This window comes from Bdellovibrio sp. KM01, from assembly GCF_013752535.1.
Taxonomy (GTDB): domain Bacteria; phylum Bdellovibrionota; class Bdellovibrionia; order Bdellovibrionales; family Bdellovibrionaceae; genus Bdellovibrio.
Genome location: NZ_CP058348.1, coordinates 3,705,129 through 3,720,531 on the forward strand (window position 1 = coordinate 3,705,129; position 15,403 = coordinate 3,720,531).

Genomic DNA, 15,403 nt, shown 5'->3' on the forward strand with positions numbered 1-15,403 from the left:
AAGGTTGCGGAAACCCTCCAATATAAAATAGATTTCTGGGCATGAAAACTCTGCTTTTTGTATTCGGTACTCGTCCTGAAGCCATAAAATGTGCCCCTGTTATTTTAAAAGCCCATAAAGATCCGCGCTTTAAAGTTCTTGTCTGTTCAACAGGTCAGCATCGCGAAATGATTCGTCCATTGTTTGATTTCTTTGGCATCAAGCCTGATTTCGACTTGGATCTTATGCGCCCCGGACAAACTTTGATTGATATCTCCATGGGAGTGATGTCGGGTTTAAACAAGATTCTCAACGAAAACAAAATCGATGCAGTGGTTGTTCAAGGTGATACGACCAGTGGCTTTATTGGAAGCCTTGTTGCTTTCTATAACAAAGTCTCTGTCGTTCACATCGAAGCTGGTCTTCGCTCGGGAGATATCTACTCCCCATTCCCTGAAGAATTTAATCGCAAAGGCACAGCCTTGGTTTCCAAGGTGCACTTAGCACCAACTGAAACCGCTAAAGAAAACCTTTTGCACGAGCACTACCCGGCTGAAGATATTTTCGTAACAGGTAACACCGGCATCGATGCTCTTTTTGAAGTGAAAAGAAAAATCGCGGCAACTCCGCAACTTCAAACAGAAGTGGCTGGAAAATATTCTTTCCTGAATCCAAAACGCAAAATGATTTTGGTAACAGTTCATCGCCGTGAATCCTTTGGTGAGCCCATGGAAGAAGTGATGAAGGGATTGCTCGAACTTTCTCGTCGCGAAGACTTGGAATTGATGATTCCACTTCATATGAATCCTCAAGTTCGTGCCTCTGCTAAAAAGATTTTTGGCGACAATGCTCAGTGGATCGATAAGGGTGAAACTTTAAATCCAGCCAACAAAATCTGGCTGTGTGAGCCCGTCGACTATGTGCCATTTATCTATTTGATGGATAAAGCCCACATGATCATTACTGATTCTGGCGGTGTTCAAGAGGAAGCTCCTTCCCTGGGTAAGCCTATATTAGTTGCCAGAGAAAAAACTGAGCGTCCCGAAGCAATTGCCGCTGGAACCTCTAAACTAATCCCACTTGAGCAGGCCAAATTCTTCAAAATGGCTAGCGAAGTATTGGACACTCCTGAAATTTTTAACCGTATGTCACAGGCTAAAAATCCTTTTGGCGACGGTAAAGCATCTGAGAAAATCTTAGATATTCTGGACACCAAACTTTAACATTAGAGAATACGTTCCAGAAACTTCCATGAAATTTCTGCACCGGCATTGTAATACAAATGCCGGTCGTATATACCACCGAGGTAATCAAGAATTTGTCAATTCGGCGGTGGTTTATCGAACTCATGGTACGTGTTCTGCGATATTCTGCTCTGAGCATAATTTTATCTACAACATTAGTCACGACCACTGCTCAAGCATCCTTCACTTCAAGTGGAGAAATCTATTCGGAAACGAATTACGTTCCTCAGTATGGTTTACTGACGGACACGCAACTTCGTTACGTCTTCTACAAAGACGTACTGGCCGCGGTCTATTTGGGCGCGGTCGTTCAACGTCAGGACAAGACAGCCCCTGATCAAGACACTCTTTATAACAAAGAATATCTAATGGCCGAGGTGGGCTTCCGATTCAAAATCTGGAAGAGCTTACACCTCCTTGCTGAAGCTCGCACTGAAGACCGCAGTCGTTGGGGCGTGTTCTTAGGTGATATGTGGATCTACCCGGTGAGCTCTGTGAATATGTTCACTGAGTTCTACGCGGAAGGTGTGTTGATGCCTTCCTATCATCACGATCCAGTATCTACCGGATGGATCAAACAAGGCCTTCGCTTTCAAATTGATCCGCACCTCATGATCGATCCTTATATTGAGCTTTATGGTCGTCGCAGTCCTACTCCTGATTTGGGTCGTGACACTGATCAGGCGCGCGCGGGCGTCCGCTTCCTGGGTGCATGGAAAAAATGGAGCGTGGGTCTTTTGGTTTATGAAGCCTTCGTGAAAGACGAACGCAGCCACAACGAAGCTCTTTTGTACTTTGGAGGATCATTCTAATGTTGTTTGATACTCTATTTATCCTTTTAGCATTCGCCGTCGTCATTGGTGCTTTGGTCTTCACATTGGATGACCTATTCATCGACCTTTACGCCTTGATCTTTAGAATGAAACCAAAAGTTGTCACTTCTGATTTCATCACTAAGATCAAACAAGCTCCGGAAAAACATTTCGCTATTTTGATCGCAAACTGGAAAGAAGCGGAAGTCATCGCTCCGATGATTCGCGGAAACCTGCGCGGTCTTCAATACAACAACTACACTTTCTTCCTGGGTGTTTACCCTAATGACACTGCCACATGGGAAGCCGCTAAAAAGCTTGAGGACCTGTTCCCGCACAAAGTCGTTGTGATCGTGAACACGCAACCCGGTCCAACTTCCAAAGGCCAGATGCTAAACGAAATGGCTCGCCAGATTATTGATTCCGAAATCGCTACAGGGCGCAAAATCGATTTGTTCCTGATGCAGGACTCTGAAGACGTGCTTCATCCACATTCACTCAGCTTGATGAATCACTATTCCTCTCAAGCAGACTTCGTGCAGATCCCGGTATTTTCTTTTGACGTTCCTGCCGCATCCCTTGTGGGTGGCGTATACATCGATGAATTTTCTGAATCACACACCAAAGATCTTTTGGTACGCGAGCGCATGGGCGCAGCAATTCCGTCTGCGGGCGTGGGCACGTGCATCGGTAAAAATCTAATGTTGAAACTTCAGGATGCACAACAGGGTCAGTTCTTAAAAGAAGACACCCTGACTGAGGACTATCACTTGGGCATGATGACGAAGCAATTGGGTTTTAAATCCAAATTCGCTTGCGTTCAGTACGAAAAAGAAAATGGCAAAAAGGAATTCATCGCGACTCGCGAATACTTCCCGCATTTGATGCAGGCATCGATGCGCCAAAAATCCCGTTGGACTTTGGGAATTGCCTTCCAGGGTATGGACAACCTTTCCTGGAATGGAACTTTCGTCGACAAATACTTTATGTGGAGAGACCGTCGCGGTCCTTTGAACAGCGTCTTGATCGTATTCTCTGCTTTGTTACTGGTTATGTTCGCTTCCGCACGCTCAACAGGACACCTGCCGGAAATTCTGCAAACGAATTTGTTCCAGGCTTTGTTGCTCCTGAATCTTTTGAACATGTCCGTGCGTGTGGTGCAACGAATGAAAGCCGTCTCTCGTACCAATGCGCGTATGCACATTGCGCTGGTCCCCGTCAGATGGCTTCTTGCAAATGTTATTAATATCGGCGCGACAGTGAAAGCTTATCGCCAATACAAAGAAAGTATCAGAACAGGAAAACGCCCGGCGTGGATTAAAACCGAGCACCGTATGCCTGAGCACTTTGGAAAAGAGATTGAGGTTCAAAGCACATGAGACAATTATTAGCGATTTTTAGTCTATTACTTGTCATGAGCGCAACAACTGCAGCCAATGCGGCTTCTTGCGTGAATATCTATTATGATCGTTCACCTGATGCGACATACTGGATGGGCAAAACTTATGCGACTTTCTTGCAAAACCTTATGGGTCACTTCCCAGAGTATCAGCAAGTCGTGTCAACGGTAGAGTCTTATAAAAAAGGCGATATCGATAAGTGCGCGGCAACGATCTATATCGGATCATATTTCGATAATGCTGTTCCTGCGGATTTCCTAAAAGATTTCACTGAGACCAAAACCAATGTCGCTTGGCTTGGTTACAACACGTGGAAGCTTGGCAAAGACTTCGATAACATCTTTGGTTACAGCTATGAAAAAATCAGCTCCCTAGATCGCCAAAATCTTGATTTCAAAGCCCGTCCAAGTTTCTTTAAGAACATCCTGTATAAAGGCGAAAAGTTCTTTAAGTATGGCGACTTCAGCCAAACACAAAACGGTCAGTTTCTGGCAGAGTTCGAACAGTCTTTGTTTAAACCTGTGGCTCCAGAAAAATCTCAAGTTCTGGCAAAAGCCCAACAAAACGTAACCGGCGAAGAAGCACCGTACATTTTGCGCGCAGGAAATCACTTTTATGTGGCGGACGTTCCATTCAGCTTTATGCACGAAGCAGATCGTTACCTGGTATTTGCTGACGTTCTGTTTGATATCTTGAATGCTAAGCCTCGTCACAACGACAAGTATGCTTTCTTGCGTATTGAAGACGTGCACGCCTTGGTCCCATTAAGCTGGTTGTACATCACGAACAAAGTTCTTAAAGAAGAACAAGTTCCGCTTAACATCTCGATCATCCCGATCTTCTATGATCCCTTGTACCAGTACACGAACAACCCTACTGAGCAGTTGTTATCCATGGACCGCGTTCCGGCGTTTATGAACTACATCCAGGATTCCAAAGCTCAAGGTGCAAACTTCATCTGGCACGGTGTTACTCACCAATACAAAAACCAATTCAATCCTCACTCTGGAACGTCCGGGGATGACTTTGAATTCTTTGATGTCGCAAATAATGGCCCGATCGCTGAAGACAGCGTGGGTTACGTGATGGATAAACTTGAGGACGGATTCTCGGTTCTTCAGAAAGCCGGCATCACACCTAAAATCTGGTTAACGCCGCACTATCAAGCGAGCACTTTGGACAATATCATTTTCGCCAATGTGTTTTCTTGGAACGTGGGCCGCGTGATCTATTACAACTTTAAAGCTCAAGGCTTAACTCCATCTGCGGATCCAGCGTTATGGCTTGAAACTAAAGCTGCTAACGGCAAGCAATTGCGCGATCAATTCTTTAAGGATTTGAAAGTGACAACGGGTTCTAAAAACTGGAGTGGTCAGTTTTTCCCATACGAAATTTTCGGAGACGTTCACGGTCAACGTGTTATCCCTGAAAACTTGGGTAACTCGCAACCATTCCAAAATGACCACGTAACAAACCCTCGTAGCAAAGAAGACATCGTAGCTGATGCGAAAAGAAATCTGGTATTGCGTGATGCTTGGGCTTCTTTCTTTTATCACCCGTTCCTGTTCACGACTTACGAAGATGGTGGACGTGGTTCCTACCCAGGCGATGCAAGTGAACTTCGTTTCATTTTGCAGGAGCTAAAAAAGATGGGCTACAAGTTCATCGATATTAATGATTTTACGAATAAGAATACAAAATTTAAAAGACCTGAACCAATTTATAAGGATGTCCAGTAATGAAAAACCTTAAGCACCTTCTATTGCTTTGTGTAGTAGCACCAAGCCTAGCGTTAGCTGCTCTTAACTTGCCAGCTCCGCAAGACCTTTTAACAAAAGCTGCTACAAGCCGTACGGCTTTGCGCGAAGTTATCATGGATCTTGATCTCAATATCTCTGAGATGAGAGACGCAGTAACTTTCGATAAGTACTTTGCATTGCTAGGCCAACTTCAAACGCAAGCTACTAAATCAAACTTGGATCAATACTATCCAAACGCCGTTGAGCAACTTGGTTTGCACATGGTTACAAATGGTATGCGCTGGTTGGATCTTTCTAAAGATTCTTCTGAAAAAGTTCAATACTATGTAACTTGGATGGATGCAGATGCATTGGGCCGTCTTCTTTCAGTGGTTGAGTACCAGCTTGACGTTGTTAAAGATCCAGCTGCTCTTCAAAAAATCACTGCAAACATCGATGCGATCCTGCCTCTTGTTGACAAGAAATCCAGCTCACTTCCGTACGTTCCAGCTGGTTTCCGCCGTCTTCAATCTGACATTGCGGTGACAATGCTTAAGCAAAACCAAATGTCTCCAGAACAAAATCAGTTCTGGATCTCTCAGATCAAAATCTCTTCTTCTTTGTCTGAGTACATCGACGTTTTGAACCAAGGTATCTATGCTTTGGGCACAAAAAACAAAGCTGATGGTCACTTCTATTTGTCTCAATTGCTTCTTTTGAACAAACAAACGACTAAATTGACTGACAGCTCTCCAGCTTGGTTGCTTGCAGGTCTTGGTGATTCTACGATCGAAACTTTGCTTCGCATGGTTCGTTTCGAAGAAAACATCTCTGCTGAGGAATTCACGGCAGCCGTAAATTCGTTGTCTTTGCGCCACGTACAAAGCTTGGTTCAACAATGGATGGCTCAGGACACGATCCCTTCTGGCACTTACTCTGCGAAATACATCGAACTTTCCAGAATGCTGGTTGATATGTCTCGCGCTAAAGGTGCGGCTAAAGACTCTGATGATCTTGCTAAATGGTTGGGTCAAAAATCAGCTCCAGTTTTGGCTAAAGAACAAAACTTGGAAGGTGAATACGCTCTGACTGATAAAAAAGGTCGTTCTTGGAAATTCACAGTAGCAGTTGCTCGTGAGAACATGCTGATCGCGGCTCTTTCTATGCAAGGTGGCGTGGTTTACAAGGCGTTCTTTAACGTAGCTTACAATGTTAAAGGTTCTGGATTCGTAGCTTCTCAACGTGATCAAGACGTTGACCAAGATCAAAATCCACCCATCAAATTCGATTACAAAAACGGCGTAATGACTGTTCAAGATCCATTCGGCCGCGATGGTATGACGACTTTGACTGGCAAAAAGGTTCAAAACTTCACAAACATGTGGGGCACGGCAGTTGCTAACCCGGAGTATGCTGAAGGTATCTACGAAGGCACTATCTACACTCCACAAGGTAAACCATTCTTTGGACGTGTGATCGTAACTGCTTTCAACGGTTACACTTTGGGTCGTATTGATTCCAAAAACCTGACTGTGGATTTAAACATCGGCAGCAAAGGTACTGATGGCGTGATTATCATGACTTCTGGTCGCAACATTGGTTCTTCATGGGTGCAAATCCGTGCAAACGTAACAGCCTACGGTCTTGACGCTTACATCGTTGTAGGTGGCCAAGGACAAGCTAAGACAATGTCCAAACTTAAACGCGTAAGCAAATAGGACTGATTATGAAACTTATTAATCTGATTTCAGCTTTCGTATTGATGTTCGCAGCGAATTCCTTCGCTGCTGACAAATACGTTGCAGGCTTTAACTTAACTGAATCTGAAGGCTTCCTTTACGATGCGGCACCTGCGGGCCAGCCAAAAACATTGGCGCAGCAAGCAGTTGATGAAGCAAAACGCCTTGGTTCGAATCACGTTATCTTGAATCTTCGCGCGATCATGAAGGGTCCATATTCTTCTGAAATCATCCCAGTTACTGCTCCGGCGGAACGTTCTAAAGAAGCTATGCGCATGGCGAAGCTTATTAAGTACATCCAAAGCCAAGGCATGACGGTGGGTATCCGCCCGATTTTCTTCGTGGTTGGTCCAAACGGCGAATTCCCTTACATGGAAAAACAATCCAATGGCACTATGAAAACTTGGTGGCATGGTAACATCCAGCCTAAAGATCCAAATCGTTGGTTTGAATCTTTCCGTGTTTATCTTGATGTTTACATCACGGTAGCGAAGCTTGCGAAAGTGGACGAGTTCACGATCGGTGCAGAGCTTTACTCGATGACTGTGGGTATTGAAGATCAATGGAAAGAATATCCATATGGTTTCCCAGGCCGCTGGTTGGAACTTCTGCGTTATGTTCGTGCCAAATTGCCAAACGCTCGTTTGATGTATGACGTCAACTTTACGGATGACAGCGTGAACAATGGTCCTTTGACTGCATCTGGTGGTGAGTTCGAAAGATGGCGCTACCGTTTGGTGGACCTTGCGGACCGTCCAAATCCAGAAGAACAAAAAATCTGGCAAGACCTTTCCACTTTCTGGAAAGAACTAGATGCTATCGGTTTGGATATCTATCGTTCGTTGGCTTCCAATGACCAAGTGTTACCAAACACCTATGCAGACCTGGTAAGTTCTTTGAAACTTCGCTCTGATTCTTATGCAACTCAGTTGGATACAGGACTTACTCAGATCGAATTGACTTTGGACCACCACAAGAAAGCAATCATCAAAGAAATCGGTTTCCGCTCTGTGGAAAAAGGCTTCATTGATCCATTTGCTTACGCTGGTTCAGGCACAGTAAACATTCAAGACCAAGCTGCGGCTTACCAAGCGATCTTTGAGTCTTTCTGGCAGCCACAATGGCCATGGTTCCAAGGTATCAACTTCTGGGATATCGCAATCGACTCTTCTAAAAAGGGTCGCAATGACAACGGCTTCTCTCCAATCGGTAAAGAAGCGACTGAAAAAGTTGTTAAAGAGAACTTCAAAAATAAATAGTTCCTTAAAAATCCCCGCCCTCGAGCGGGGATTTTTCTTTCTGCCCATCCAAGTTTATGCCATCATTTCTTATCAGCGAGGTGAGACATGCAAGTGGCTTTCGAATGTGATTGCGGAAATGTTAAAGGCACTGTGGAATCCAAACGCCTTAAAGGCTATCGTGCGGTTTGCCTTTGTGATGACTGCCAGGCTTATGCCCACTATTTGAAGCGTGCTGATACTTTAGATGCCAATGGCGGGACGGATATTATTCCGGTGATGCCATCGCATCTTAAGATTCATGAAGGTATGGATAAAATGAAGTCCGTGCGCCTGTACCGATCAGGAATGTTCCGCTATTTCGCGGATTGCTGTAAAACTCCCATTGGCAATGCGATGAGCTCGCCGAAAATGCCTTACATCGGTATGGCTGAGCGTATCTTTGAAAAGAAAAGTTCTGCAGAGAAAGTAAACGAGATCTTTGGGCCCATTCGCGAACGAATGCAGGCACAATTCGCAATCGGAACTTTGCCACCACTTGCCCAAAAAAGAGTTTCATTTCCGTTCATGGCCCGAGTCGTGAAATTCATCCTGACGGCCAAAATCACAGGCGCAGGCTCGCCGTCCCCATTCTTTACTTCAGAAGGCACACCTACGCTGGAACCTTATGTTCTAACGAAAGAAGAGCGCGAATCACTGCGCCCGTTATGTGGAACTTTACGTACTGATATTTAATAGCAACTCGTTTAAGCTAGACCATTCAGCCACTGGGCGGCTTGGTCTTTGTCGGTAAAGAACTGCTGACGATCGCCGCCGATTCTTTTTCGATAATCCGCCATTTTATTTGGATCGTGGTGAACATTGGCAAAAGCTGTGCATCTTTTGCCGTCATCACAACTAATGATCATCTCGGGCTTTTCATCAAACAAGTCAATGAACGCAGGGCGAAGTCCGTGAGTCGCTAATAGCTCGGGAATAACATTTCTCATTGCTTTATGAGCACTGATGGAAACAGGGTCAAAACCATTTAGATCTAACAATACTTTAAATTCGGTATTGGTGGGAATTGATGCCACCGCGACTGACAGAGTGTGCTTCCAAGCGAAGATATCAGCTTCATCGACATTTCCTTTTAAGCTCGTGAAAAGAATTTTGCCATTCTGATCCCAATGACTCTCTGTCACTTTGGTACTCATCTAAAATCCCCTATTTGATATTAACCATTCCCTTGAAGTCTGACGGAACGACGATGGTGTTTACTCTGCCATTTGCAATTGCTTCCGCGATTTTCATATTTGCCATCGCAGCCATATATTCAATGGCACCTTTGTTAGAGTTAAGGGCCGCAATACGCTCAGCCTCTTTCTTAGCGGTTTGAACTTCGACTTCTTTTTGCTTGTATTCATTCTTCGCGCGAACCAGTTCATTCGCTGATGCAACAACAGAATCTGCAGGCAGAATCACACGCACCAGAACTTGGCTTACGGTAATTGACGTATCAAGTTTTTCTTCAGCCAACGTGTGAATGATAAGATCTTTTACTTCGGATTCAATCGCCTGGCGATTGTCATTCATATCCAGGGCATCATATTTGCGTGCAGACTTATAAATCGCGTTTCTTGCTGCCTGATGAACATAGTTATACATCAAGTAAATGTCGCCATCGTGTTCGGCATGGAAAGATCTGTTCTTTTTCACATACAGCTCACTCACCGCTTGGGGATTGATGCTGTAAACAACCATCGCATCAAAATCCTTCATAGTACTGTTATCTTTTGCAAGCGGAGTCATGTCTTCAACACGAACGCTGACATCTTTCACCGGGAAAGTCAGAACGCTGCCGACAATTGTTTGATTAAAGGAGCCTGGAAGCAATTCACCGGAGCTGATTTGTTTGTCGAATCCAATTCGAACTCCCACTTCACCAGTTTCAATACGTGTACAGCTGATCAAAGACGAAATAGAACATGCTAAAAGTAAAACACTGCCGGTTTTCACTGGGGCTCCCATAAAGTTGATTTACTTTATTTCGCCATACGTATTAGTTATGTTTAAGGAAAATCAGAAGGACTGCTCTTAAGACCAGCAACAAAAGTTAACTATTTCTGGAAGGAAACCAACTTGCACTGGAAATCTTCGGATTGATTTGACTGAGTATCGACTTGTTGAACCCAGACCGTAGTTCCAACTGTTTCCGTATATTCAAGAATGACCTGATAGTTGAAGTTCGCGGGATCGATCAAACGAATGATATCGACCAGGTAACCTTCATTGTCTCTATTAAAATCTTTATCGCCGACAAGTTTCATGGTTCCATTGGCAGATTTATAAATCGCCTGCAAAGGATACTCACCTGATGAGGGAGTAATAGAAATTGTGGCTTGATTGGCGCAATCGAATTTCCACGATTTTGCATAAGCTGTTGGACTTGCGAAAACCAACGCCACTGCCAGAAATATATTCGAAAATATCACGGTATAAAAATTCGACATGCACAGATAATACCTTGGGCATTTCGCGTCTTTCAAGACTTCGAAAATTATATTGCTCTCATAAAGAACGCTGAAATTACATGGCATTTCACTTGGATTAGTTAAGAAAAAACAAAGCTATCTTGCGCAGTTATGCCAAACACACTGACTCCTGTTCCAGCAATTACCTGTAAGCAGATCTGTGTGAATTTTTCTTCAAACGGCGAACGGCGGGCGACTCCATTAGTCTTTTGCGAACATTCTTGGAGTTTTTGCTGAGGATTTCTGGCCCTTTTCAAGTTCTGTTTCAAGCTTCAGCGCAATGTTGCCGGCCTCTGATTTTACCAGATACGCCGGCTTTTCTTTAGAACCATTCCGAGTGATTTTCTTACCCTTAATAGTTTTCGTAATCGACTCAAAAAATACCTCTTCGACCTTTCCATGAATAGGTCTACCAAGGTATTTCCACTGAACATTTTCATTCTTTTTAAATGCAGCCATTAGTTCCTTAAATCATAGCGATCCAGATTCATCACTTTATCCCATGCTTTGACAAAATCACGTACAAATTTGTCTTTTCCATCATCGCATGCATAGACTTCAGCGTAGGCTCGTAGCTGCGAGTGATGTCCAAAGACTAAATCCGCAGCTGTGGCAGTCCATTTTATATTTCCATTCTTTTTTGATTTTCCTTCATACAACCCTTGTTGGGAGGAAACATCCCATTCAGTTTCCATATCCAAAAGATTTGTGAAAAAGTCATTCGTTAAGGTTCCGGGTCTGTCGGTCAGGACACCATGCTTAGAGTATTCATGATTTACATCTAATACTCGTAAACCGCCAACCAGCACCGTCATCTCTGGTGCCGTCAGATTTAGCAGGTTCGCCCGATCCAATAACAGTGTTTCAGGCGAAAGTTTGATTTTTGTGTGGATGTAGTTGCGGAATCCGTCTGCTCTTGGCTCCAACACCGCGAATGAATGTACATCTGTCTGTTCCTGAGAGGCATCTGTGCGCCCCGGAGAAAACGGCACAGTTACATCGTGCCCGGCTTTCTTAGCCGCATTTTCGATTGCAGCGCATCCACCTAAAACGATAACGTCAGCTAAGGACACTTGCTTACCACCGCTCAGGGATTTGTTAAATTCCGTCTGAACTTTTTCAAGCACCTGCAAAGCTTTGCCTAACTCTGCCGGTTCATTTACCTCCCAGTTTTTCTGAGGTGACAGACGAATGCGTGCACCGTTTGCTCCGCCGCGCATATCAGTACCACGGAATGAAGATGCTGCAGACCAAGCGGTCGCGATTAAACGGGAGTTGCTAAGACCCGAAGCCAGGATTTTTTCTTTTAGCGCTTTGATGTCTTTTTCATCAATAAATTTAAAGTCCGCCGCAGGAACAGGATCTTGCCACAACTGTGCAGGTGGCACCCAAGGCCCCCAGTATCTTGTAATCGGCCCCATATCGCGATGTAAAAGTTTGTACCAAGCCTTGGCAAAGGCATCGGCAAACTCTTTGGGGTTTTCCAGATAGCGTTTTGAAATCTTCGCGTAAACGGGGTCTGCCAGCAGAGCCAAATCAGTAGTCAGCATCGTTGGTTGATGGCGCTTGGAAGAATCGTGAGCATCTGGAACCAGATCTTTACCGGCAGAATCCTTTGGTCTCCACTGGTGCGCGCCGGCTGGACTCTTCGCAAGCTCCCAATCAAATTTATGTAAGTTTTCAAAAAATCCGTGACTCCACTGCGTCGGCTGACTTGTCCAAGTACCTTCTAGGCCACTCGTAATGGCATCCCCACCTTTTCCTGATCTAAATGAATTCTTCCAGCCAAGTCCCAAGGCATGCATCGGACAACCTTCCGGTTCTTTACCGACATGTTCGTCCGCTCTCGCTGCTCCGTGAGTTTTTCCAAACGTGTGCCCTCCGGCAATCAGTGCAACGGTTTCTTCATCGTTCATCGCCATACGTGCGAAGGTTTCACGAATGTCTCGCGCTGATGATTTTGGATCTGGTTTACCATTCGGACCTTCGGGATTCACATAGATCAAACCCATTTGTACGGCCCCTAGTGCGCCAGCCAATTGCCGATCTCCGCTGTAGCGTTCATCCCCTAACCACGTATCCTCTGGCCCCCAGAAGACCTCCTCTGGTTCCCACACATCTTCGCGACCAAAGGCAAAACCAAAAGTTTTAAAGCCCATGGATTCCAAAGCACAGTTACCGGCAAATACCAAAAGATCGGCCCAGGAAACTTTACGACCGTATTTCTTTTTAATGGGCCAAAGCAGACGACGGGCTTTATCTAGGTTCGCATTGTCAGGCCAGCTGTTCAGTGGCGCAAATCGCTGAGCACCGTCACCACCGCCGCCACGACCATCTTCAATTCGATATGTTCCAGCTGCATGCCAGCTCATACGAATGAACAAAGGACCATAATGACCAAAGTCCGCAGGCCACCAATCCTGAGAGCTCGTCATCAATTTGAAAATATCTTGCTTCAATGCTTCAACATCTAATTTTTTGAATTCCTCTTTATAGCTGAAAGAATCATCCATCGGATTCATTTGTGGAGAATTTTTGTTTAAAACAGAAAGATCTAATTGATTGGGCCACCAATCGCGATTCGATCGAGGGCGCATCGCAGTTTTCGGTTTTGGCGATGGAATGACGGGATTTTCACTTTCACTGCGCGGTTCTGACATGATCGACTCCTCGTGATTGAATTTCTTTTTGTTTATATTTTTATAGATAATTAAAGATATCTTTACGAAGGGATCAGTGAAATCTACAGCACGACTTATTGTAGTATTACAGCACTTTGTCGTTTACTAATGGCGCTAAAGCCTTCGATAATGAACTCACTATGAGTTCCACAAGAGCGGCAAAAGTATTATGGGTGTTATTGGCATTATTTGTTTGTCGTGTACTTGGACAACTTATAGTTGTTTTGTATGCTCCCACATTTTTACCACCCATGAAGGAATGGTATTCGGGCCTCATGCCCTATCAGTACCTGCTTCCCACTCAAATCTTGATCATCGTTTTCTTTACCAAGATCGCTTCAGATATCTCTCGTGGAGTAGGTCGTTTTTCAAAGCCTCACCATAAACTTGGCTCGTTCTTACGAAATTTTGGTTATTTCTATTTCGGCGCGATGATCTTTCGCTATGTCTTGCGTATGTCCTTGTATCCAGAGGAAAGATGGTTTGGCGGAACGATCCCGATCATATTCCATTTTGTGTTAGCGACGTTTCTGATTGTTTGGGGTAAATATAATTTGCGCCCGAGCCCTACCTCAGCCTAGGCCCAGATCTTAAGCTATATAGTGTTTACTCTCCACTTTCTCGAGATAATTCGTAAAAATGGAATCATGAAAAACACTATATATCTTAGTACGTTGACGCTCCTTCTCTCTCTATCAACCACTAGCGCTTTCGCCGTTGAAAATCATGGCTCCCCTGCTGACGATTTCAAAGTAAAACTGAAGGCTGATGTTGCAGCCCCTGCACCAAAGAAAACAGCGCAAGTCGAGCACAAGGCGGCGGAACATCCCGAGGCATCTGCAGTGAAACCTGTAGCTGCGACAACTAAGAAAACTGCTTCCAAAACTCCTTCTAGTTATAAACGTGAGATTCGCACAACTGGTGATCTAACAGTTTACACCGTTACGGGGCGCGCTCCGCACTTGTACATGGTAAGCCGTGACCTTTATGGAAATGAAAAACAATGGAAAGCTATTGCCGAGTGGAACTCTTTGAAAGAACCTTACACTTTGAAACAAGGGCAAGAGCTGGCTATTAAAAAAGCTCCAACGATTTCCAATGCTGAAGCTGATGAAGTTTTAATTAAGAACTACACAAAACTGAATCGCATGGAAACTGTTGCTGGCATCCAGGCGGCACAGGAAAAACCAACAGCTGAAGAAGAAAAGGAAGCACCAGCACCCGCTCCTGCAGTGGCGGCGGCGGCAATTGCTCCCAAATCTGAAGTAGCACCTCTTCCTTCCCCGACTCCGGCAGCAACAGTAGCGGCGGCTGAAGAAACTCCTTACAACCATCCAGAAGAAGCTAAGAAAGAAGAACCGGCTGCGCAAAAAGAAGAAGCAAAAGCTGAGCCGGCTCAAGCACATCATTCAAAATGGGGTTTCAAAACTTCATTGGCTCTTTCAAAGTTCACTTTGGATGGCAAGTTGAACGATGGCACTTCAGATATCTCGTTGGATTCTGATCTTGATTACGGAATCGAACTTGAGCTTGCATATCACATGAGTGAAAAAGCAGAACTAATCATCGGGGCTGCCGTTGAGAAAATGGACATCCACCCTAAAGAATCCGTTGGCGAAATCGAAGGCGAATCTCAATATCTTGCGAAATACACTTTGGGCATGGAATACGAAGCAGTTCCTTTGGTGACTTTGGCAGGTTTGATTAACTATGAACAAACGCCTTTTGTCGAGCCGACGCCGACTGGTGCTGAAGTTAAAGCGATCTATATCCCGCAAGTGCAATTCGGTGCCCGATGGAATGTTGTTAACACTGGAAAATTTAAAACATCGATCATCACAGATGGTCTGGTGCTGATGGCAACCAATCACGATGGTTTGGACTTGAAAACTGGTGGCGGCTTCCTAGCGGGCGTTCGCTTCGCAAATGAGTTTTCAAATAGAACTCTGACTTATGGAGTTTCTTACCGCGACATTTATCAAGACACAGAAGATTCCAAAAACAATCTGCACACTTGGTACGCGAATATCGGTTTGATCTGGTAATAATAGGAGCCAC

Annotated in this window: 14 protein-coding genes; 9 read left to right on the forward strand and 5 right to left on the reverse strand. The window is 44.6% G+C overall.

What is annotated here, in order from left to right; translation table 11 throughout:
- Nucleotides 1-41: 41 nt before the first annotated feature.
- From wecB to HW988_RS17840, 7 genes are all read left to right on the forward strand, one after another.
- Nucleotides 42-1,202 (forward strand): non-hydrolyzing UDP-N-acetylglucosamine 2-epimerase, encoded by a 1,161-nt coding sequence (gene wecB / locus HW988_RS17810; RefSeq protein WP_181605480.1) that lies wholly within the window; start codon nucleotides 42-44, stop codon nucleotides 1,200-1,202.
- Nucleotides 1,203-1,327: 125 nt separating this feature from the next.
- The gene (locus HW988_RS17815) at nucleotides 1,328-2,035 is read left to right on the forward strand and encodes a hypothetical protein (RefSeq protein ID WP_181605481.1); all 708 of its coding nucleotides are present in this window, start codon (nucleotides 1,328-1,330) and stop codon (nucleotides 2,033-2,035) included.
- Nucleotides 2,035-3,414 carry a glycosyltransferase gene (locus tag HW988_RS17820; RefSeq protein WP_181605482.1) on the forward strand — a complete coding sequence of 460 codons (1,380 nt, stop codon included), beginning with the start codon at nucleotides 2,035-2,037 and terminating at the stop codon, nucleotides 3,412-3,414. Before HW988_RS17815 ends, HW988_RS17820 begins: the two co-directional genes overlap by 1 nt.
- The gene (locus HW988_RS17825; RefSeq protein ID WP_220128771.1) at nucleotides 3,411-5,174 is read left to right on the forward strand and encodes a DUF2334 domain-containing protein; all 1,764 of its coding nucleotides are present in this window, start codon (nucleotides 3,411-3,413) and stop codon (nucleotides 5,172-5,174) included. Before HW988_RS17820 ends, HW988_RS17825 begins: the two co-directional genes overlap by 4 nt.
- On the forward strand, nucleotides 5,174-6,892 hold the full coding sequence (locus HW988_RS17830; protein ID WP_181605484.1) for a hypothetical protein: 1,719 nt from the start codon (nucleotides 5,174-5,176) through the stop codon (nucleotides 6,890-6,892). Before HW988_RS17825 ends, HW988_RS17830 begins: the two co-directional genes overlap by 1 nt.
- Nucleotides 6,893-6,900: 8 nt before the next feature.
- Entirely contained in the window at nucleotides 6,901-8,172 is a 1,272-nt protein-coding gene (locus HW988_RS17835) for a hypothetical protein (protein WP_142701797.1), read from the forward strand.
- An 87-nt stretch (nucleotides 8,173-8,259) separates the two neighbouring features.
- Nucleotides 8,260-8,886 (forward strand): DUF6151 family protein, encoded by a 627-nt coding sequence (locus HW988_RS17840; protein WP_181605485.1) that lies wholly within the window; start codon nucleotides 8,260-8,262, stop codon nucleotides 8,884-8,886.
- An 11-nt stretch (nucleotides 8,887-8,897) separates the two neighbouring features.
- On the opposite strand, the gene HW988_RS17845 is transcribed toward HW988_RS17840, so the two are convergent.
- The 5 genes from HW988_RS17845 to katG all read right to left on the reverse strand — a co-directional run bounded on the left by HW988_RS17845 (nucleotide 8,898) and on the right by katG (nucleotide 13,324).
- Complete coding sequence (locus tag HW988_RS17845; RefSeq protein WP_181605486.1) at nucleotides 8,898-9,347, reverse strand: hypothetical protein; 450 nt, start codon at nucleotides 9,345-9,347, stop codon at nucleotides 8,898-8,900.
- Between the two features lie 10 nt (nucleotides 9,348-9,357).
- Nucleotides 9,358-10,149 carry an SPFH domain-containing protein gene (locus HW988_RS17850; RefSeq protein WP_220128772.1) on the reverse strand — a complete coding sequence of 264 codons (792 nt, stop codon included), beginning with the start codon at nucleotides 10,147-10,149 and terminating at the stop codon, nucleotides 9,358-9,360.
- Nucleotides 10,150-10,250: 101 nt separating this feature from the next.
- Nucleotides 10,251-10,643 (reverse strand): hypothetical protein, encoded by a 393-nt coding sequence (locus tag HW988_RS17855; RefSeq protein WP_181605488.1) that lies wholly within the window; start codon nucleotides 10,641-10,643, stop codon nucleotides 10,251-10,253.
- Between the two features lie 222 nt (nucleotides 10,644-10,865).
- Nucleotides 10,866-11,123, reverse strand: a complete 258-nt coding sequence (locus HW988_RS17860) for a DUF2945 domain-containing protein (RefSeq protein ID WP_181605489.1) — start codon at nucleotides 11,121-11,123, stop codon at nucleotides 10,866-10,868.
- A complete protein-coding gene (gene katG, locus HW988_RS17865) occupies nucleotides 11,123-13,324 on the reverse strand; it encodes a catalase/peroxidase HPI (RefSeq protein ID WP_181605490.1) in 2,202 nt (733 codons plus the stop codon). The genes HW988_RS17860 and katG overlap by 1 nt, the downstream gene beginning before the upstream one ends.
- Before the next feature lie 161 nt (nucleotides 13,325-13,485).
- On the opposite strand from katG, the gene HW988_RS17870 reads away from it, so the two are divergent.
- Complete coding sequence (locus tag HW988_RS17870; protein ID WP_181607881.1) at nucleotides 13,486-13,926, forward strand: hypothetical protein; 441 nt, start codon at nucleotides 13,486-13,488, stop codon at nucleotides 13,924-13,926.
- Nucleotides 13,927-13,992: 66 nt separating this feature from the next.
- Entirely contained in the window at nucleotides 13,993-15,390 is a 1,398-nt protein-coding gene (locus HW988_RS17875) for a hypothetical protein (protein WP_181605491.1), read from the forward strand.
- The last annotated feature ends 13 nt before the right edge of the window (nucleotides 15,391-15,403 follow it).